At 73.6% G+C, this 18,275-nt stretch carries 17 protein-coding genes and 1 pseudogene; 11 read left to right on the forward strand and 7 right to left on the reverse strand.

Translation table 11 applies throughout. From position 1 onward, the window contains the following. Nucleotides 1–3: 3 nt before the first annotated feature. The gene (locus tag AB0G16_RS11805; protein WP_362802602.1) at nt 4–1,104 is read right to left on the reverse strand and encodes an NAD-dependent epimerase/dehydratase family protein; all 1,101 of its coding nucleotides are present in this window, start codon (nt 1,102–1,104) and stop codon (nt 4–6) included. Next, complete coding sequence (locus AB0G16_RS11810) at nt 1,086–2,525, reverse strand: aminotransferase class III-fold pyridoxal phosphate-dependent enzyme (protein ID WP_362802605.1); 1,440 nt, start codon at nt 2,523–2,525, stop codon at nt 1,086–1,088. Before AB0G16_RS11810 ends, AB0G16_RS11805 begins: the two co-directional genes overlap by 19 nt. A gap of 756 nt (nt 2,526–3,281) precedes the next feature. On the opposite strand from AB0G16_RS11810, the gene AB0G16_RS11815 reads away from it, so the two are divergent. The 5 genes from AB0G16_RS11815 to AB0G16_RS11835 all read left to right on the forward strand — a co-directional run bounded on the left by AB0G16_RS11815 (nt 3,282) and on the right by AB0G16_RS11835 (nt 8,302). Continuing rightward, a complete protein-coding gene (locus tag AB0G16_RS11815; protein ID WP_362802608.1) occupies nt 3,282–6,065 on the forward strand; it encodes a BTAD domain-containing putative transcriptional regulator in 2,784 nt (927 codons plus the stop codon). Between the two features lie 266 nt (nt 6,066–6,331). After that, nucleotides 6,332–6,859, forward strand: coding sequence for a PadR family transcriptional regulator (locus tag AB0G16_RS11820; protein ID WP_362802611.1), 528 nt, complete (start codon nt 6,332–6,334; stop codon nt 6,857–6,859). Beyond that, nucleotides 6,856–7,602, forward strand: coding sequence for an ABC transporter ATP-binding protein (locus AB0G16_RS11825; protein ID WP_362802613.1), 747 nt, complete (start codon nt 6,856–6,858; stop codon nt 7,600–7,602). Before AB0G16_RS11820 ends, AB0G16_RS11825 begins: the two co-directional genes overlap by 4 nt. Before the next feature lie 5 nt (nt 7,603–7,607). Next, on the forward strand, nt 7,608–8,024 hold the full coding sequence (locus tag AB0G16_RS11830) for a hypothetical protein (RefSeq protein ID WP_362802616.1): 417 nt from the start codon (nt 7,608–7,610) through the stop codon (nt 8,022–8,024). Between the two features lie 29 nt (nt 8,025–8,053). Continuing rightward, the gene (locus AB0G16_RS11835) at nt 8,054–8,302 is read left to right on the forward strand and encodes a hypothetical protein (protein WP_362802618.1); all 249 of its coding nucleotides are present in this window, start codon (nt 8,054–8,056) and stop codon (nt 8,300–8,302) included. Nucleotides 8,303–8,456: 154 nt separating this feature from the next. On the opposite strand, the gene AB0G16_RS11840 is transcribed toward AB0G16_RS11835, so the two are convergent. After that, nucleotides 8,457–9,149: an SUMF1/EgtB/PvdO family nonheme iron enzyme gene (locus tag AB0G16_RS11840; protein ID WP_362802621.1), complete on the reverse strand. Its 693-nt coding sequence runs from the start codon at nt 9,147–9,149 to the stop codon at nt 8,457–8,459. 220 nt (nt 9,150–9,369) lie between these two features. Here AB0G16_RS11840 and AB0G16_RS11845 point away from each other — a divergent pair, with 220 nt between their 5' ends. The 3 genes from AB0G16_RS11845 (at nt 9,370) to AB0G16_RS11855 (ending at nt 10,444) form a co-directional block, all read left to right on the forward strand. Then, nucleotides 9,370–9,606 (forward strand): DUF2945 domain-containing protein, encoded by a 237-nt coding sequence (locus AB0G16_RS11845; RefSeq protein WP_362802624.1) that lies wholly within the window; start codon nt 9,370–9,372, stop codon nt 9,604–9,606. Further along, a complete protein-coding gene (locus AB0G16_RS11850; RefSeq protein WP_362802627.1) occupies nt 9,596–9,928 on the forward strand; it encodes a DUF3140 domain-containing protein in 333 nt (110 codons plus the stop codon). Before AB0G16_RS11845 ends, AB0G16_RS11850 begins: the two co-directional genes overlap by 11 nt. Before the next feature lie 213 nt (nt 9,929–10,141). Continuing rightward, entirely contained in the window at nt 10,142–10,444 is a 303-nt protein-coding gene (locus AB0G16_RS11855; protein WP_362802630.1) for a hypothetical protein, read from the forward strand. A gap of 374 nt (nt 10,445–10,818) precedes the next feature. Here AB0G16_RS11855 and AB0G16_RS11860 read toward each other — a convergent pair whose 3' ends face one another. Then, entirely contained in the window at nt 10,819–11,781 is a 963-nt protein-coding gene (locus AB0G16_RS11860; RefSeq protein ID WP_362802634.1) for a threo-3-hydroxy-L-aspartate ammonia-lyase, read from the reverse strand. A gap of 58 nt (nt 11,782–11,839) precedes the next feature. Further along, a complete protein-coding gene (locus tag AB0G16_RS11865) occupies nt 11,840–12,778 on the reverse strand; it encodes a helix-turn-helix domain-containing protein (protein ID WP_362802637.1) in 939 nt (312 codons plus the stop codon). A gap of 86 nt (nt 12,779–12,864) precedes the next feature. Here AB0G16_RS11865 and AB0G16_RS11870 point away from each other — a divergent pair, with 86 nt between their 5' ends. Continuing rightward, on the forward strand, nt 12,865–14,142 hold the full coding sequence (locus AB0G16_RS11870) for an MFS transporter (protein ID WP_362802640.1): 1,278 nt from the start codon (nt 12,865–12,867) through the stop codon (nt 14,140–14,142). Nucleotides 14,143–14,385: 243 nt separating this feature from the next. After that, on the forward strand, nt 14,386–14,808 hold the full coding sequence (locus tag AB0G16_RS11875) for a cold shock domain-containing protein (protein WP_362802744.1): 423 nt from the start codon (nt 14,386–14,388) through the stop codon (nt 14,806–14,808). Nucleotides 14,809–14,843: 35 nt separating this feature from the next. Here AB0G16_RS11875 and AB0G16_RS11880 read toward each other — a convergent pair. Both AB0G16_RS11880 and AB0G16_RS11885 read right to left on the reverse strand, forming a co-directional pair. Then, nucleotides 14,844–15,653 (reverse strand): annotated as a pseudogene (locus tag AB0G16_RS11880) (carbohydrate-binding protein); the annotation flags it as partial. Nucleotides 15,654–16,111: 458 nt separating this feature from the next. Next, nucleotides 16,112–17,443 carry a S1 family peptidase gene (locus tag AB0G16_RS11885; RefSeq protein WP_362802643.1) on the reverse strand — a complete coding sequence of 444 codons (1,332 nt, stop codon included), beginning with the start codon at nt 17,441–17,443 and terminating at the stop codon, nt 16,112–16,114. A 258-nt stretch (nt 17,444–17,701) separates the two neighbouring features. Here AB0G16_RS11885 and AB0G16_RS11890 point away from each other — a divergent pair, with 258 nt between their 5' ends. Beyond that, a complete protein-coding gene (locus AB0G16_RS11890; RefSeq protein WP_362802646.1) occupies nt 17,702–18,235 on the forward strand; it encodes an NUDIX domain-containing protein in 534 nt (177 codons plus the stop codon). The last annotated feature ends 40 nt before the right edge of the window (nt 18,236–18,275 follow it).

Raw genomic sequence — 18,275 nt, forward strand, 5'->3', positions numbered from 1 at the left:
GGATCAGAAGAAGACCTTCGCGAGCGAGAGCGCGCCCTGCCGCCACGCGTCGCGGCTGGTGCGCCCGGTGGGGGCGGGCGCCCCGCGCCCGGCCCGCCGGTCTCGCCGCCACCACTCGTAGGTGCGCAGGATCGCGTCCCGGTTGGACAGGCGCGGTTCGAAGCCGAGGCGGTCGCGGGCCCTGTCGATGCCGACGTAGGAGTCGGCGAGCAGCTTGTACAGCAGCCGGTCGTACACCGGTGACAGCCCGGTGCGGCCCAGCAGCCGCAGGGCGGCCAGGGTCGGCCCCGCCGGGAGCCCCACCACGCGCCGGCCGTGCCCGGCCGCGTCCAGCACGGCCTGGAAGTCCTCACGCAGGGTGCCGAACTCGGCGGCGGCGATGTTGAAGGTCTCACCGGCCGCGTCCGCGGGCGCCCGGAGCGCGCGCCGGATCGCCTCCACCAGGTCGTCGACGGCGAGCATCTGGATGCGCACGTCGCCCCGGCCCAGGACAGGGAAGCCGCGGCCCTCCTCGGCCCACTCGAACAGCATCGCGAACAGGCCCATCCGGCCGGGGCCGAGAAAGGTCTTGGGCCGCAGGATCGGCACGCACATCCCCTCCTCCCGGAACCCCTCGGCCACCTCCTCGGCGGCGGCCTTGGCCCGGCTGTAGGGGTCGACCGGCCGCCGCGGGTGCGCCTCGGTCGTGGGGACCTCGTGGGGCAGGCCGTACACGGCGGTGGAGGAGATGTGCACCACGCGCGGCACGCCGGCCCGGTGCGCGGCGGTCAGCACGCCGCGGGTGCCCGCGACGATGACGTCGTGGATCTCACCGGCCCCGTGGCTCGGCAGCGCCGCGGCGCAGTGCACCACCGCGTCGGCGCCGTCCACCAGGCGGGTCATCAGCGCGGTGTCGCGGACGTCGCCGGTCGCGTACAGCGCCCCCGACGCCCCCGACGCCCCCGACGCCCCCTCTGCTCCCGGGGTGCCCGGCGTTCCCGGTTCCTCGCCGGGGGGCGGCCGCAGGTCCACGCCCAGCACCTCGTGTCCCGCCCGTGCCAGGCTCGCGGTCAGGGTGCCGCCCAGCATCCCGGAACTGCCCGTGACTACGATCCGGCCGGCCATCGCGGCGCCACCTTCTCCCGTACGAACCTGGTCAGCAGCCTGGGCAGGCCCTGGGCGAGGGTGGCGGCCAGGGCGTCGAGGAAGTACTCGACGTCGGCGGCCTCGACGACCAGCGGCGGCGCGGCCACCAGCGGGTTGTCCCCGTTCAGCGTGTAGTAGGCGTAGACGCCGTGGTCGCGGTAGAGGGCGTCGACGACCGAGCAGGTGATCAGCTTGACGCGGAGGTTGGGGTCGGCGGCCAGGCCGCCCGGGGCGAGCCTCGCGGCGAGGTCGAGGATCCTCGGCCCGCCGTCCAGGAAGATCCCGTACAGCGCGCCCGCGCCCCGCACGGCGGCCACCGTGTCCGGGTACTCCTTGCGGATGCGCTCCAGCCCCGGCTGAAGGACGCGCTCGATCTCGCGCGCCCGCCCCGGGTAGTCGTCCTCGACCGCGATGTTCACCGCCTCCAGCGCGGTGGCGGTCTCCTCGCCGAACCCGTAGTACGTCGTGCTGGTGCTCTGGATCAGCGAGTCGGCGAGGTTGTCGTAGGCCCTGCGGAACACCGGTTCGCGCGCCACGTACGCCGAGATCGACGACTTGCCGCCGCCGAACGACTTCGACGTGGTCAGGACGTCGGGGACGAGGCCGGGATGGCGCATGAAGTAGAAGAGCTCGCCGGTCTTGCCCCACCCGGTGTAGATCTCGTCGAAGATCAGGACGATCCCCTCGGCGTCGCACAGCTCCCGCAGGCCGCGCAGGAACTCCTCCGAGCAGTGCCGCATCGTCGACGCGCTGAACGGCTCGATGATGATCGCGTACACGTCGCAGCCGCCGTCGCGGGTGCGCGCCGCGGTCGTGGCCGCGCGCACCGCCTCCAGGTCGCCGTAGGGAAAGGTGACCACCCCGGGGATGCCGGGGAAGCGGAAGCGCTCACCGCCGCCGGTGAGACTGCCGGAGCCCAGCAGCTTGCCGTGGAAGGCGATGTCGGCGCGGAGGATCCGCCCGCGCCGCCCGCCGTGGTACTTGTAGGCGAGCTTGACCGCGCCCTCGACCGCCTCGGCGCCGGAGTTGGGGAAGAACGACATGGTCAGGTCGCCGGGGAGCAGCCGGGCGAGGTTGTGGCCGAGCGCCGCGACGTAGGGGGAGAAGTAGGTCTTGTGCACCTCCATCCTGCGCGCCTCCTGGAAGCGCCGGCGGGCGGCCAGGATGCGGGGGTGGTTGTGGCCGTGGTTGAGCACGCCGACCCCGCCGGTGAAGTCGAGGATCCTGCGGCCGTCCCGCGTCCGGATCCAGGCGCCCTCGGCGCTCTCGACGAGCTCCCGGCCGAAGCCGAAGGACGTCATCAGCGACACCTGGCTCCGGCTGACGTGTTTTCGGTACAGGTCGTGAACGCCTTTCGCGGTGAGCCGTTCGCATTCTTCGAGACCGATCAGTTCGGACACGCGCTCTCCCTTCCCCTCGGCGGGGAAATCGGTGGTCGTCGGAAATTCGCCGTCCGCCCCGGACCGGGGCGCGGGCTCCGGCGGACGCCGGGGCGCGCCCGTTCCGGAACCCCTTCAGGGGCACCCTCCGGGGGGCAGGTCACAGCGATGATGTGCCCGGGGTGTCAAGGCCGGGTAAAGGCCCGGCTTGACGCGACGGCCCCGCTTTTCCGGCATTCCGGGACCGGAAAGCCCCGGGAGGACTTTTGGGGGTGGGGGAAAGGAGGTGGAAGGGGCGCGAGGAGGGCGTGGACCGGGGTGGGGCCGGATGCCCGGGTGCGCGGGGCGGTACCTGCGCGGGCGGGGCCGACGGCACGTGCCGTCTCACGATCCGAGAATCCTCCGGGCCGGTGCGGGCGGGGCGGAGCCGGGCGGGGAGGTGGGCCGGGCCGCCATGGCGGGGCGGAGCCGGGCGTGGGAGCGGGCCCACGACGTGTCGTCCGGGGAGGGTTTCGCCTCTCCCGGGCGCGGGACGCTTTCGCCGCCATTATGAATACAGCCGAAATCGTGATTCTGGATGGCGTGAAAGGGGGCATCGTCATATTCATGGAATGGTCTAGTGGATAAGTCTGATATCGACATCACAAGACATTTGTGGCTATATGACCATAATGATGTGTCGTTATCGTGCGCCGGCGGATCAGGCGGCCCCGGCCGCCGTGATGTCCGCGGACCGGGACCCGCCACGGGGCGGGCGATGTCCGGCGGTGCCGCCCCATGCGCTTTAGCGTCCTCGGCACGCTCGAGGTCCGCTCCGCCGACCACCGGCTGGTCCGGCTGGGCGCCGCCAAGCAGCGCACCCTGCTGGCCGTCCTGCTCCTGAACGTCAACCGGCCCGTCCCGGTGGACCGGCTCGTCGAGGCGCTGTGGCAGCAACGACCGCCCCGCACCGCCGCGGTCGCGCTGCGCACCTACGTCTCCGCCCTCCGGCGCGCCCTGGGCCACGCCGACCGGGCCGAGCCCTCGCCGCTGTGCACCGTGCCCGGCGGGTACCAGATCCGGCTCCGCCCCGCCGAGCTGGACCTGCTGGCCTTCGAGGAACTCGCGGCCCAGGGCCGCCAGGCACTGGCCGACGGCCGGCCGGGGCTGGCGGGCGAACGGCTGCGGCGGGCGCTCGGCCTGTGGCGCGGCCGGCCGTTCGAGGACGTCGCGCTGGACCCGTTGCCGGGCGCGGAGCTGGTCCGCCTGGAAGAGCGCAGGCTCGCCGCCCAGGAGACGTGGATCGACTCCCAGCTCGCCCTGGGGCACCACCGCGACCTGCTCGCCGAGCTGGGGGCGCTGGTCGTCGAGCAGCCGCTGCGGGAACGCCTGCAGGCCCAGTGGATGATCGCCCTGTACCGCTCGGGACGTCAGGCCGAGGCGATGCGGGCCTACCGGGACCTGCGTCTGCGGCTCGTCCGCGAACTCGGCGTCGAGCCGAGCCCGCCGCTGCAACGGCTGCACCGCCAGATCCTCGCGGGTCACGCCGACCTGGCGCTGCCGCCGGGAACCTCCGGCGCCCCGCCGGGCACCGCGTCAGCCGTCGCCTCCGGTACGGCGCCCGCCACGGCGCCCGCCGCATCCGTCGCGGCGCCCGGTGTCCCCGCGCCGCCCCGGCAACTTCCCCGCGACATCGCCAGCTTCACCGGCCGGGCCGCCGAGCTCTCCCGCCTGATGGCGCTGGCCCGTCCGGGCGAGCCCGTCCTGGAGCGACCACCGGACCGCCCCGACGACCCCGTCCAGGACGCCCCGGCGGACAGGCCCGCTCCGGTCCCACCCGGCCCGGTCCCACCCGATCCGGTCCCACCCGGCCCGGTCACATCCGGCCCGGTCCCGCCCGGCCCGGACTCGTCCGATCCGGCCACGCCGGTGATCGGCGCCGTTCACGGTATGGCCGGGGTCGGGAAGACCACCCTCGCCGTGCACGCCGCGCACCTGCTGGCCGGTCGTTTCACCGACGGGCAGCTCTTCGTCGACCTGCACGGCTTCACCCAGGGCGTGTCGCCGGTCGATCCCGCCGACGCCCTCGACCAGATGCTGCGCTCCCTGGGCGTACCCGGGGAGCAGATCCCGGTCGGCCTCGACGCCCGCGCCGCCCTCTACCGCAGCCGGCTCGCGGGCAGGCGCGTACTGATCCTGCTGGACAACGCGGGCGGCGAGGCACAGGTACGGCCCCTGCTGCCGGGCGCGCCCGGTTGCCTGACCCTGATCACCAGCCGCAGGCGCCTGGCCGGTCTCGACGACGTACGGCCGCTCTGCCTGGACGTCCTCTCGCCCGGCGACGCCCTCACGCTGTTCACCCGCACCGCCGGCGCGCGGCGCGTCACGGCCCAGCCGCCCGGCCTCCTCACCGAGATCGTCGAGCTGTGCGGCCGGCTGCCGCTGGCGATCCGCATCGCCGCCGCCCGCCTGCGCACCCGATCCGGCTGGACCCCCGCCGACCTGGCCGACCGGTTGCGCGACCACCAGAACCGGCTCGGCGAGCTCGAGGTCGGCCAGCTCAGCATCACGGCCACCATGGACCTGTCGTACCACCATCTCAGCCCCGGCCGGCAGGGCATGTACCGGCTGCTCGGCCTGCACCCGGGGCCCGACATCGAGCCGCACGCGGCCGCCGCCCTGGCGGGCACCACCCTCAAGCACGCCGGTCACCTCCTCGACGACCTGGTCGACGCCCACCTGCTGCAGGAACCGCTCCCGGGCCGCTACCGCTTCCACGACCTGGTGCGCACGCACGCCACCGCGACCGTGGCCGACGAGGACACCGAGGCCGACCGGCACACCGCGCTGACGCGCCTGTTCGACCACTACATCCGCGCCGCCTCGGCCGCAGCGGACCACGCGGACGTGCCCGGAGGGGGACCGGCGGGCCGCCCCGGGAACCCCGCCACCCGGGCGGGCGCGCCCGGGTGGCCGGACACCGAGCCGCCCGGACGGGCGGCGGAGTGCTTCGAGAGGGCACTGGAGATCGCCAGGATGACCGGGGACCGGGACGGCGAGCTGCGCGCGCTGTGCGGGCTCGGCCGGATCCACTGCCGCGGCGGGCGCCACGACCAGGCGGCCGAGCATTTCGAGCAGGCCCTGAAGATCGCCGACGCCACCGGCGGCCACGACGGCGAGCTGTGCGCGCTGATCGGTCTCGGTGTCGTCCACCTCATGCGGGGGGAGCACCGGCAGGCAGCCGACCGCTACCGCCGCGCCCTGCGGCTCGCGCGCCGGATCGGCGACCGAGACGCCCGGTTCGAGGGGCTGCACGGTCTCGGCCGCGCCCACCAGGCCGCCGGCCACCCCGACCGGGCCCTCACCTGCCACCGGGCGGCCCTCGCCCTCGCCCGTGATCTCGGCCGTCCCGCCGCCCAGGTCCGCGCCCTGCACGGCCTGGCCGGCGCCCATCGGGACCTGGGCCGGCACGACGAGGCGCGCGAGCAGTGGCGGCGCGCCCTGGACATCCTCACCGGCCTCGGGGACCCGGCGCCGGGGACGGCCCATCCCTCCCCGCGCGGCCCGGACCGCTCGCCCTAGGTCCTGATCGATCCCGGCGGGAACCGGATCAGGATCACGGTCGCCGCGGCCGGTCCCCGACGGCCCCGGACCGGCCCCGGACCGGCCACGGGCGGGCTCGCCGCGTCCCCGCGCGGCGCCGTGGTCGTGGGCGACTTCCCGCGGCGAGGAGCGCCGGGCCGCCCCGTACCCCCGGAACGTTCCAGGGGGCAGCGGCACCGTGCGGGCTTGCGGACGGTGGGGATAACCGTTAGACATGGGGGCTAACGGTTATAGAGAGGGGGCCCGTGCAACAGGAAGTCGTGCTGGCGATGCTGGCCAAGGAACCCTCGTACGGCTACCAGTTGCGCGCGCGGCTGCGCGACGCGCTCGGCCCGCTCGGCGAGGCGATGAACGCCGGGCAGGTCTACGTCACGCTGACCCGGCTGGAGAAGGCCGGCCTGCTGGCGGTCGAGAGGTCCGCCGACGGCGCCGACCGGTCGGATCGCAAGGTGTACGCGCTCACCCCCGGCGGCCAGCGGCGCGTCGCCGAGTGGATCGCCGAGGTGGGCTGGCCACGGCCCGACCTCGCGGAGTTCCACCTCAAGCTGATCGCGGCCGCGTCGGCCCGGCTGGCCGACCCGATCACCATCGTCGACGCCCAGCGCCGCGAGCTGCTGCGCCGGTTGCGTGACGCCCAGCGCGCCGCCATGGCCGAGCCGGATCACTCGGACGCGGCGCTGCTGCTGGAGGGCGTCGTGCTCCGCCTCCAGGCCGACCTGCGCTGGCTCGAGGCATGTGAGAAGAACTGGACCCACCGAAGGAGTGGATCGTGAGCGACACCGCCGACACGCCCGTGCTTCGCGCCCGCGGGCTGCGAAAGGAGTACGGCACGGGGGAAGGGCTGGTGCGCGCCGTCGACGAGGTCGACCTCGACGTCGGCGCGGGGGAGACGGTGGCGATCATGGGTCCGAGCGGCTGCGGGAAGTCCACGCTGCTGCACCTGCTCGGAGGGCTGGACCGGCCCTCGGGCGGAGAGGTGTCGCTGAACGGCCGCCGCGTCGACGACATCGGCGAGAAGGCCCTGGCCCGGATGCGGCGGACGGCCGTCGGCTTCGTCTTCCAGTCCTTCCACCTGATGGAGGAGCTCACCGCCGTGGAGAACGTCGAGCTGCCGGCACTGCTGTCCGGGCGCCCGCCGCGGGCCGCCAGACGGCGCGCGGAGGAACTGCTGGAGCGGGTCGGGCTGGCGGACCGGGCGCGTTTCCTGCCCTCCGCGCTGTCCGGTGGCCAGCGGCAGCGGGTCGCGGTCGCCCGGGCGCTGAGCAACGAGCCGTCGGTCGTCCTCGCCGACGAACCGACCGGGAACCTGGACAGCGCCGCCACCCTGGACGTCCTGCGGCTCTTCGAGGGCCTGCACGAGTCCGGCCAGACGCTGGTCGTCGTCACCCACGACGCGCGGATCGCGGCCACCGCGGACCGGCTGATCTCGATGCGCGACGGCGCGTTCGTGGACGAGACCCGGCTGACCGGCGGCACCACCGGCCGGCTCGGCGCCCTCGCCGGGCCGGAGGACTGACGGCGATGGGCCGCATCCTGCTCGTGTGCCGCCTCGCCGTGCGCGACCTGCGGCGGCGCCGCGCCGAGGCCGCGCTCCTGCTGCTCACCGTCATGGCGGCCACCACGACGCTGACGCTCGGGCTCGTCCTGCGCGACGCGGCCGCCGACCCGTACCGCAGCACCCGGGAGGCGACCGGCGGGCCCGACGTGGTCGTCGTCGGCGGCGACCGGACCGGAAGGCTTCCCGGTCCCGCGGAGCTCGCGGAGCTGGCCGGCGCCCCCGGCGTCGTCGGCCACAGCGGACCGTACCCGGTCGTCCCCGCGAAGCTCAGGGCGGCCGATCGGACCTCGGACGTGCAGGTCGTGGGACGCGACACCGCGCCCGCGCCGGGCGACCAGCCCGAGATCGTACAGGGAGGCTGGGTCGGCGACGGGCGCTGACACGCGCCCTCGGCGCGACCCCCGGGCAGGTGAGCGCGGCACTGGCGGCCGCGCAGGTGCTGCCCGCGCTCGCCGGCGCCGCCGTGGGCGTCTTCCCGGGAGGTGTCGCGTTGTTCGCCGCGATCAACGCGATCACCGGCGGCGACGGCGGCAGGGCGGCGCCTCCCCCGCCCTGGCAGCTGCTCGCCCTGGTGTCGGCGACCGTGCTCGTGGTGGCGGCGCTCACCTGCGTTCCCGTCCGCCTCGGCGGCCGTCGTCCCGTGGCCGAGGCCCTCTAGGTTCCGTTCCGTGGATCACCGAACGCCGAGCGTGGGCCGCGCCGGTCCTGTGCCGCGTGCGGCTCGTGCGCGGGCGTGCCTCGAGGACTCGGCCCGACGTCGAGCGCCGCCTCGACCGGATCGGACCTGGCGGGACCGTGTCCGGCCCCCCCGCTCACGGCGATCGGGCGAGCCGGAACCCGAGGTCGTCGATGCGGAGGGTCGGGTGACTCTTGCGGCGGCACGAGGCCCGGCATCCCCGGGGCGGGTCGTACGCGCTCCCGCCGCGGAAGACCCGGTACGGGCCGTAGACGCCGGGATCGTAGAGGTCCCAGCACCACTCCCACACGTTGCCGATCATGTCGTACAGGCCCCACGCGTTGGGCGCCCTGGTCGCGACGTCGTGTACCTCGCCGCCGGAGTTCTCCCGGTACCAGGCGATCTCGTCCAGTTCCCCGTAGCGGACGCCGGAGGTCCCGGCCCGGCACGCGTACTCCCACTCCGCCTCGGTGGGAAGGCGGTACCCGCCGGCCGTCTCGTCACGGACCACGTCGAGCCCGTCGGGGTCGTCGCCCGTCGAGTAGCAGGGGTCGAGGCCGCCGGCCCGCGAGAGCAGGTTGCAGAACAGGACGGCGTCCTTCCAGGAGACCTCGGTCACCGGCGTCCGGGGGCCCGCCGCGCTCGCCGGGGCCTCCCCCAGAACGGCGCGGTACAGCTCACGCGTCACCGGGTGCGGCGCCATCCGGAAGGACTCGACCCCGACCTTCCAGGTCGCCTTCGTGCCCTCGTCCCGCAGGAAGACGTTCCCGGCGGGGATCTCGACCATGTGCTCGGTGATCGCCTGGGGCGGCATCGGTTCGGGGCTCATCGCGGGCCTCACCCTACATGATCGACATCGATCGCCGGCGGGGGTCCCCGTGCGGGGTCCGGCGCTCGGACGAGGACTCGCGCCGGAATCCGTCCCGGTCGGGAGGCGGGGTCCCTCGGAGCGGCGGGCCCTCGGAGCGGCACGACCACCGAAGAGGGATCTTGTCCCTTTTGGTGGTTCGCGGAGGTGGGCGGTGGTCGTCGCCGGGTATCCGGCGGTCATGAGCGACGAACGCGAGCCCGACCGGCCCGAGGTCGGGGACGCCGTCACCTGGCGGAGCCACGGGACCACCGTCTCCGGCCGGGTGGAGGAGAAGATCACGAAGCGGACCGAGAAGGCCGGGCGCACGGTCGACGCCTCGGCCGACGATCCCCGGTACCTCGTCCGCAGCGACGAGAGCGGCAGGACCGCCGTGCACAAGCCGGCGGCGCTGCGGAAGAAGGATCATGAAGACTGACGACGGGGAACGGATCGCCGCGGATTTCGGCGAGGCGGTGAACATGACGGCCGCCGAGCTGGAGGGCTGGCTCGGTACCGAGGAGTCGAGGGCGGTGGGGGACAGGTCCGGCGGCGGGGAGTCGACGGGCCACCGGTCCGGCCGCCACATCATCGAGATCCTGCGCAAGAACCGGGGTGACCTGGACGAGGACGACTACGCCCACATGCGCAAGGTCGTCGGGTACGTCCGCCGCCACCTGGCGCAGCGCCCGGACGGCGACGTCGCGGACACCCCCTGGCGGCGCTCGCTGATGAACTGGGGACACGACCCGCTCAGGTGAGGCCGGCACACCGGCGGGCGAGCGGACGCCCCGCGGCGGGACGCCGGTGCCCCGCGAGAAAATGATCTCCAAAGGGGTGGTCCTGGACCCCTTCCGGAGGTATCGCCCCAGCTCAGGAAGGGTGTGTTGGTTTCGGTGGAGACGCCAGGGGTAATGCACATAATGCATTAATTCAGACCCCAGCACCTCAAGAGAGCAGGGGAGACGAGACATATGAGTAACCCTCAGACCGTCCCGAGCCAGTCGACCGGCCGTCCGAACGTGGCGCGCCACGACGACCAGGCGACGGAGACACGACCGGCGTTCAGGACGACCGAGTTCATCGTCTACATCGCCGCGGTGGTCGCGGTGGTCATCACGGCCCTGGTGGTCGGCGACGACGGCCGCGCCGGGAGCATCGACCCCTTCGGGGCCGAGCAGGCCATCCGGTACATCGCCTTCCTGACCATCGGCTACATGGTGGCCCGAGGTCTGGCGAAGGCCGGGAGCTGGGCGCGGCACGACGACCGCCGCTGAGGGCGGCCGCCGTACCGGCTCGAACACACCGGGCACGTCCCGGCACCGTGAACGCGCCTCGGCGGTTCAGGGAGGCCCGGAAGGGGGCCTCGGGGGAGAAGATCCTCGCGAGGACGTCGCGTGAGCCCCGCACGGGCCGCGCGGCGATCCCACGGACCGCCCGAGGTCGACGACGGCCGTGAGACGGCGCGGACGGGGGTCACCGCCCCGCGCCGTGCCGCTCACGCGCCGCTCCCACATCACCGGAAAGGGCGGCCGACGTCCTGGTCACCGATGTCCTCGCGACGGACGTTCCCGTGACCGGTGTCCTCGTGACCGGCGTTCCCGTGACGGGACGCCCTGGGAACGGACGACGGCCGGGCCCGCGCTTCGCCTCAGGACGTCAACAGCGCCGCGTAACGGGCGAGGTCGACGTTGCCTCCGCTGACGACGACCCCGACCCGCCGCCCGCGCACCCGCTCCGGGCTCTTCCTGGCGGCGGCGAGGCCCAGGCAGCCGGTGGGCTCGACGACGATCTTCATGACGGTGCCGAAGGTCCGCATGCCCTCGACCAGCTCGGCGTCGGTCGCGGTGAGGATGTCGTCCACCTCACGACGGATGATCTCGAACGTGTGGACGCCCAGGTGCTGGGTCTGCGCGCCGTCCGCGATCGTCCGCGGGGTGTCGATGTGGACGATGGACCCCTGGATCAGCGATCGCCGGCCGTCGTCGCCCGCTTCCGGCTCGACGCCGTACAGGGCGCAGCCGGGAGAGAGGGCGCGCGCCGACAGCGTCGTGCCCGACAGCAGTCCCCCGCCGCCCAACGGGACGAAGAGCGCGTCGAGATCACCCACCTCCTCGAAGAGCTCCGCGGCCGCGGTGCCCTGACCGGCGATCACGTCCGGGTGGTCGTAGGGCGGGATCAGGGTGAGACCCCGCTCGGCGGCCAGGGCGCGGCCGATCTCCTCGCGGTCCTCGGTGTAGCGGTCGTAGACGACGACCTGCCCGCCGTAGCCCCTGGTGGCCTCGACCTTCGAGGACGGCGCGTCGTGCGGCATGACGATCGTGGCCGGGATGTCCAGCAGCCGGGCCGCCAGGGCGATCGCCTGGGCGTGGTTGCCCGAGGAGTAGGTGACCACGCCCGCGCGGCGCTGTTCCGGGGTGAACAAGGAGAGGGCGTTGAGGGCGCCGCGGAACTTGAAGGCGCCCATGCGCTGGAAGTTCTCGCACTTGAACACCACGTCGGCGCCGAGCTCCTCGTTGATCCGCCTCGAGCGCAGCACCGGGGTGCGGTTGGCGTGGGACGCGATGCGCACGGCGGCGTCCCGTACGTCCTCGTAGGTCGGTGATCGGAGCATCGGTCCGCCTTTCCCGGGGTCTGGTGGGGGGAAATCGTACGGTGGCGGGAGCGCCACGTCAGCGGAAGGAACGCCGGTAGGCGGCGGGCGTGGTGTTCAGCGCGTTGTGGAAGCGGCGGCGCAGGTTCACCGCCGAGGACAGCCCGACGCGCTGGGCGATCGTCTCGACGGGCAGGTCGGTCTCCTCCAGCAGGGCGCGGGCGCCGACGATACGGCGGTCCAGCAGCCAGCGTCCCGGGGAGACGCCGAGCTGGTCGGTGAAGTGACGGCTGAGGGTGCGGCGGGAGAGGCCGGAGCGGGCCGCCATCTCCTCCACCCTCAGCGGCCGTTCCAGGTTGGCGGTGATCCAGTCGAGCAGCGGGGCGAGCGAGTCGGGGACCGGGCCGGCGGTGGGCAGCTCGGGGTACTGGCGCTGGCCGCCCTCCCGGTGCGGCGCGGCCGACAACTGCCGGCCGATCCGCATCGCCAGGGCCGCGCCGTGGTCGCGCCGGACCTGGTTCAGGCAGAGGTCGACGGTCGTGGCCGAGGCGCCGGCCGTCGCCACGTCACCGTGGTCCACGTACAGTACGGACGCGTCCGGACGGATCCGGGGGAAGCGGGCGGCGAGCTCGTCGGCCAGCTCCCAGTGGGTGGCGGCGGCGCGGCCGTCCAGGAGGCCGAGGCTCGCCGGGACGTAGATCCCCGAGCAGATGGCCATGATCCGCATGCCGCGGGCATGCGCCGAGAGGACCGCCGCGCCGAGCTCGGGGGAGACCTCCGGGCCCGCGCACCAGCCGGAGACGAGAAGGGTGTCGGCCTCGGCGAGGGCCTCCAGCCCGCGCTCGACGATCACGTCGACACCCATGGTCGTCCGGACCGGTCCCGGACGCTCGGCGCAGAGCGCGAACGCGTAGTGCTCGGGGATGTCGGGGCCGTGATAGCCGAAGACGGCGGAGGCGCTGGTCACCGGGTACATCTCCTGGACCGGGCTGATCAGGGTGACCACGCGGTGTCTCATGGCACGAATGTACCTAATGATGTCATTGTGGACGCCTGTGGCGGGCTTACGGGATGTCCAGGATGGGAGCTCATGGAGCTCAGGACATGACCGCGCTCGTCGGTCGAGACCCGTCCCTCACCGTGCCGGACAGACTCTGGACCAGGGACTTCACGCTGTACTTCGGTGCCCGGACGGTGTCGCTGCTCGGTGACGCGATGATGCCCGTCGCGGCGGCGCTGGCGGTCGGCGCGATCTACGGGGTGTCCGGCGTCGGCTACGTGCTGGCCGTCTGGACCACCCCCTTCGTGATCTTCGTGTTGTTCGGCGGGGTGTTCGCCGACCGGGTGGGCGCCCGGACCATGATGGTCGGCGCGGACGTCGTCCGGATCTTCACGCAGACCGCGGTGGCCGTCGCCTTCCTCACCGGCGTCCCGCCGCTGTGGTTGCTGATGTCGGCCTCGTTCCTGTCCGGGGTGGCCGCCGCGATGTTCCAGCCCGGCGTCAACGGCATGGTCCCTCTCGTGGCCAGGGACCCGCAGCGTGCCAACGGCGTCCTGAAGATCGCCGACGCGGCCACCCAGCTCGGCGGGCCCGTCCTGGCGGGCCTGCTGATGGCGCTGACCGGCGCGGGCGCCGTCTACCTCGTGGACGCCGGGACCTTCCTGCTCAGCGGCCTGTGCCTGGTCCTCGTCCGGCTCACCCCGGCCGCCGGGAGGGTCGGGCCCGCCGGGAGGGTCGGGCCCGCCGGGGCCGCCGGGGCCGCCGGGGTGGTGAAGCGCTCGACGGTCATGCTCGACCTGCGCCGGGGCTGGACGGAGTTCCGCTCCCGGAGCTGGATGTGGTCCGTGATCCTCATCTGGGTGTTCTTCGGCGTCCTGGTCTTCGGCCCGTACATCCCGCTGAGCTCGCGCCTGATCGGTGACCGCCTCGGCGACGCCGCCTACGGCTGGGTGATGGCGGGCCTCGGCGCGGGTACCGTCCTCGGCGGGCTGATCGCGATCCGGTTCCGGCCCTCGCGGCCTCTCGCCGCGGGCGGAGCGGCCATGATCGGATTCGCGTTCATCCCGCTGTCGGTGACACTGGAGTCGCCGCTGCCGCTCCTGATGGCGGGCCACCTGCTGGGCGGGACGGCCTGGGCGTTCTGGTCGGTGATGTGGTCGACGAGCGTCCAGACGCAGGTCGCCCCCGACGTCCTCAACCGGGTCACCGCCTACGAGGTGGCCGGGTCGGTGGTCGGGGTCGCCGTCGGGCAGGCGCTGGTGGGACCGGTCTCGGAGCTCGTCGATCCCCGGGACCTGCTGCTCGTGTCCACCGGCGTCAGCGTCGCGGTCTGCGCGGCCCTGCTGCTGTCGCCACCGGTCCGCCGGCTGCGCCGGGCCTGACCCCCGGCCCAGCGGCCGCGCCGGATCCGTACCGCCCGCACGGCCGGTCACCGCGCGCCTTCGCCGGATCCTCGCGTGACGGACGTCTGCCGGGCGGATCCGCGGGCTACCATCGGACGGTCCGGCGCGGCAGGCGTGCCGGGCCCTCGTCCGGGCGGTTCCGGCGAGGCCGGGTAGGGCGTTGTCATTCTCTGTGCAGGTGGTGTCGTGGTGGCAGTCGGTACGATTCTCCGTTTCGACGAGGTGCGCGGGTACGGTTTCATCGCCGCTCCGGGCGGGGGCGAGGATGTCTTCTTCCACGCCAACGACTTCGGTGAGAACCGGCATGTGGTCCAGCCCGGTCTCCGGGTGGAGTACGAGGTCATGGAAGGCGAACGAGGGCTGAAGGTGTCGACCGTCAGCCTGCTGGACCCGCCGCCGGCCCGGCGGCCGGCCGTGGTGGCGCCGATCTCGGCGGCGACGGCGCAGGCGTCGCCCTCAGCGGGGGCCTCCGGGCAGCTCGGCGACGACGACGGCGTGTGCGACGTGCTGTCGGCGAAGTCCTTCGGCGGCGCGGTGACCGAGCTGCTCATCGAGCACGCGCCCACGCTGACCGGTGCGCAGATCGCCCAGGTCAGGCAGCGCTTCCTCGCGTTCGCCCGCTCCCACGGCTGGGTCGACGACTGACGCGGATCGCGGCGGCGTGCCGTCCGCGGCGGCGCGGCCGCCGGGCTGCCCAGGCGCACCTGCACCAGCCCGCTGACCCCGCCCCCCGCCCCGGAGGCGACACGGGCCCTGAACTGCGTGGCGGCCGCGGAGCCGAAGTTCATCCCGTCGAAGCGCAGCCGGTCGCCGTTGCCGATCCGCGCGACGTTCTGCCCGCCGCGGGCGTCCGTCGTGGTCTCCACCGACGTGCCCGACTGGGCCTGGTGACGCTCGGCCTGGATGGTCGAGCGGGCGTCCACGCCCCCCGGAGGGGGAGTGACCGTCGGGCTCGGGCCGGGGCCGTTCCCTGAGCCGCTCTGCCAGACCGCCACGTGGTCGACGAGCATCGGGCGGCCGGAGACGGTGGCGGCGGTCGGGGTCTGCCCGGCCAGGGCGTTGGGGAAGGCCCCGCCCATGGCCACGTTGAACAGCAGGAAGTAGCCCTGGTGGCCGGTCATGTTGTTCCACGTCGTGGCGTCGAACTGTGCCTGGCTGACGCTGTGGAACCGCTGGCCGTCGACGTACCAGCGCAACTGGTTCGGGCCGACGCTGCGATCCCACTCGAAGCGGTAGGTGTGGAACGCCGACTGGCAGGTGGAGCCGGGACACGCCCTGCTGGCGCCCAGGCCGGTGGTCTCGTTGCAGGGCCCGCCGGGGTTCACGCCGCAGTGCAGCACGCCCCAGACGGAGTTGATGCCGTTGGCGTTCTCCATGATGTCGAACTCGCCGATACCGGGCCAGTTCCAGTAGCTGCCCCGGTAGGGCGCGCCCAGCGCCCAGAAGGCGGGCCAGTAGCCCAGCGCGGCGTCACCGGTGACGTTGGGCATCTGGATGCGGCCCTCGATGCGCAGGACGCGGCCGTCGGCCGGCTTGAAGCCCGCCCGCCGGGACTCGATGCGGGCCGACGTCCACTCGCCGCCGTTCTTCAGCGGGGTGATCCGCAGGTTCCCGCCGCCGTCGAGGCTCAGGTTGGCGGGGCTGTCGGTGTAGCGCTGGATCTCACCGGTGCCCCAGTTGGCGGGGCCACCCGGGTAGGCGTGATCGAGGTCGACGATCCAGTCGGCGGACGACGGCGGTGACCCGGCACCGCCGTCGAAGTCGTCGCTCCAGACCAGAGACCAGCCCGAGGGCGGTGGCGGGACGGAGGCGTGCGCGGCGATGGCGAGCACCGTCGGCACCCCGCGGCGGCGCGGTCTCCGGTCGCGCGGCCGCGCGGTCTCCGTTCCCGCGGCCGTCCGGCCCGCCGCCCGGCGGTGGGGAGGGTCCTCCGCCGCCGGGCGGCGGGCTACCGGGCCGTCCCGGTGGAGGTCGCGGTCAGCAGGGTCAGGTCGTAGGCGGAGAGGATCCTCCCGATCGGCTGGAAATAGGTGACGCCGCCGACGCCGCAGTCGCCCGCGCCACCGGATGTGATGCCCTGGGCCTGGTCGATCGAGATGAACGGGCCGCCGGAGTCGCCGCGCTCCGCGCAGACGTTCGTGCGCACCGCCCCGAAGATCTTGCCGCCGGGATACACGGCGCTGACGTCGCGCTGCTGGATGGTGCCGCAGTGCCATCCGGTGGTCGAACCGGATCGGCAGACCGAGGCTCCCTCGATCACGGCCCGGGCGCCGTTCACGGCGGTGGTGGCGCCGCTCGCCGCCTCGGACACGGCATGGATCACGTCGTCGATCTCGGCGGTGGTCGTGGGGGTCACGGTCGGCAGGGCGCCCGCGACGGGTGCGGTGGGCCGGACGCCGCCGGCGAGCGGCGCGCCGCCGGACCCGGTGCTGCCGTCGCCCACCACCCCCTTGGGGACCCACGTGTCGTTCACCGCCACCCACGCGTAGTCGCCGACCGGGAAGGTCGACTCCTGGAAGACGCCCTGGGCGGTCCGGTTGAAGCCGACGGTGAGAGCTCCCTTCCTCCCGCAGTGGCCGGAGGTGACGAACCCCCTCCTGGCGCCCTTGGCCACGGAGAAACCGATCGAGCAACGGCCCTTGGGCAGGAGGTGGTAGGCGTCACCGCCCCGCACGTCGTACAGGAGCCGCGGGGTCTCCGCCGAGGCGACCACCTGGACCTCGGCCGTGTCCACGCCGATGCTCTTGATGATGTTCTGCGTCACGGCGGCCCGCCCGGACAGGACGACGACCCTGTTGCTCCGCACGTCGACGTAGCGGACCCTGCCCCCGATCGAACGTGTCGGCAGGGCCTCGTCGAGCTTTCGTTTCACCTCCTGCAACCGCGACAGCGGTGTGGTGACGATCTCGGCCTGGGCCCCCGCGGCGATGATCGCGGGGATGTCGGCGGGGCTGGTCGTGGCCACCACCAGCTTCCGCGCGGTGATCCCGGTGAACCAGGACCCGCCGAAACGACCGCCCAGGCTCTTGCGCAGCCGCTCCTCGATCGGTGCCAGCCGGGCCTCGTTGGCCAGCCTGATCCTCACCTGTTCCCCGTTCAGCTTCAGGTCGCGCTGAAGCGCCTCGAACATGGTCGGGGGCGCCTTCCTGGGCGGTGGCGCGCTCGTGACGGACGGAGGCGGCGCGCTCGTCCCGGACAGGGCGCCAGCCGGTACGGCCGTCGTGGTCAGCGTGACGATCGCCAGTACGTACCCCGTGGTGACGGTACGGCTGCGGGACATGTGCTCTCCTCGGCCTCGGCTCTCAAAGCGGGAGGGGGGAGACACTTCGTATCGCCGGTCGCTCGTGCGATACGGACGGACACCACCTTAATTCAGCGGTCCCCGGTCACGGCCGCAAAGATGAGGCGCCACGCGGGCGACGTGGTCCCGGCCCGGTCCCGGCCCGGTCCCGGCCCGGTCCCGGCGTGGCGGTTCCCGCGCGTGCTCCCGCTGTAGCGTGGTGCCGAGATCAGGCAACCCACGCTGGGAGCACGCCGCATGCGCTGGCAGGTCAACTCCGAAGAACCCCTCTACACCGACCGGTGGCTCGACCTCCGGGTGGCGGACGTGGAACTCCCCGACGGCAGGCACCTGGACCACCGGCTGATCCGTACCGTGGCGGGAGCGGGCGCCGTCGTCACCGACGACCGGCACCGGGTGCTGATGATCTGGCGGCACCGCTTCATCACCGACTCGTGGGGCTGGGAGATCCCCATCGGCAGGGTCGAGGACGGCGAGGAGCCGATGGCGGCCGCCGCCCGGGAGGCCGAGGAGGAGACCGGCTGGAGGCCAGGGCCGCTGCGCCCGCTGCTGAGCGTCCAGCCGAGCAACGGCATCTCGGACTCGGTCCACCACATCTTCCGTGCCGACCACGCCGTCCACATCGGCCCGCCCACCGACCCCTGGGAGGCCGAGCGCGTCGAGTGGGTCCCCCTCGCCGACGTCCGCGAGCTGATCGTCAAAGGTGACATGGTGAGCGGCACCTGCATGGCCGCGCTGCTCTACGTCCTCACCGAGCCGCGCCGCCCCTGACCGGCCCCGGCGGGGCGGAGCGCGGACGCAACCGGCGGGG

The organism is Streptosporangium sp. NPDC023615, assembly GCF_040640155.1.
Lineage (GTDB): Bacteria > Actinomycetota > Actinomycetes > Streptosporangiales > Streptosporangiaceae > Streptosporangium.

Coding starts and splice junctions, on each gene's coding strand:
- AB0G16_RS11805 (WP_362802602.1), bottom strand. CDS start 1,104: ATGGCCGGCCGGATCGTAGTCACGGGCAGTTCCGGGATGCTGGGCGGC.
- AB0G16_RS11815 (WP_362802608.1), top strand. CDS start 3,282: ATGCGCTTTAGCGTCCTCGGCACGCTCGAGGTCCGCTCCGCCGACCAC.
- AB0G16_RS11830 (WP_362802616.1), top strand. CDS start 7,608: ATGGGCCGCATCCTGCTCGTGTGCCGCCTCGCCGTGCGCGACCTGCGG.
- AB0G16_RS11840 (WP_362802621.1), bottom strand. CDS start 9,149: ATGAGCCCCGAACCGATGCCGCCCCAGGCGATCACCGAGCACATGGTC.
- AB0G16_RS11845 (WP_362802624.1), top strand. CDS start 9,370: ATGAGCGACGAACGCGAGCCCGACCGGCCCGAGGTCGGGGACGCCGTC.
- AB0G16_RS11850 (WP_362802627.1), top strand. CDS start 9,596: ATGAAGACTGACGACGGGGAACGGATCGCCGCGGATTTCGGCGAGGCG.
- AB0G16_RS11855 (WP_362802630.1), top strand. CDS start 10,142: ATGAGTAACCCTCAGACCGTCCCGAGCCAGTCGACCGGCCGTCCGAAC.
- AB0G16_RS11860 (WP_362802634.1), bottom strand. CDS start 11,781: ATGCTCCGATCACCGACCTACGAGGACGTACGGGACGCCGCCGTGCGC.
- AB0G16_RS11865 (WP_362802637.1), bottom strand. CDS start 12,778: ATGAGACACCGCGTGGTCACCCTGATCAGCCCGGTCCAGGAGATGTAC.
- AB0G16_RS11870 (WP_362802640.1), top strand. CDS start 12,865: ATGACCGCGCTCGTCGGTCGAGACCCGTCCCTCACCGTGCCGGACAGA.
- AB0G16_RS11885 (WP_362802643.1), bottom strand. CDS start 17,443: ATGTCCCGCAGCCGTACCGTCACCACGGGGTACGTACTGGCGATCGTC.
- AB0G16_RS11890 (WP_362802646.1), top strand. CDS start 17,702: ATGCGCTGGCAGGTCAACTCCGAAGAACCCCTCTACACCGACCGGTGG.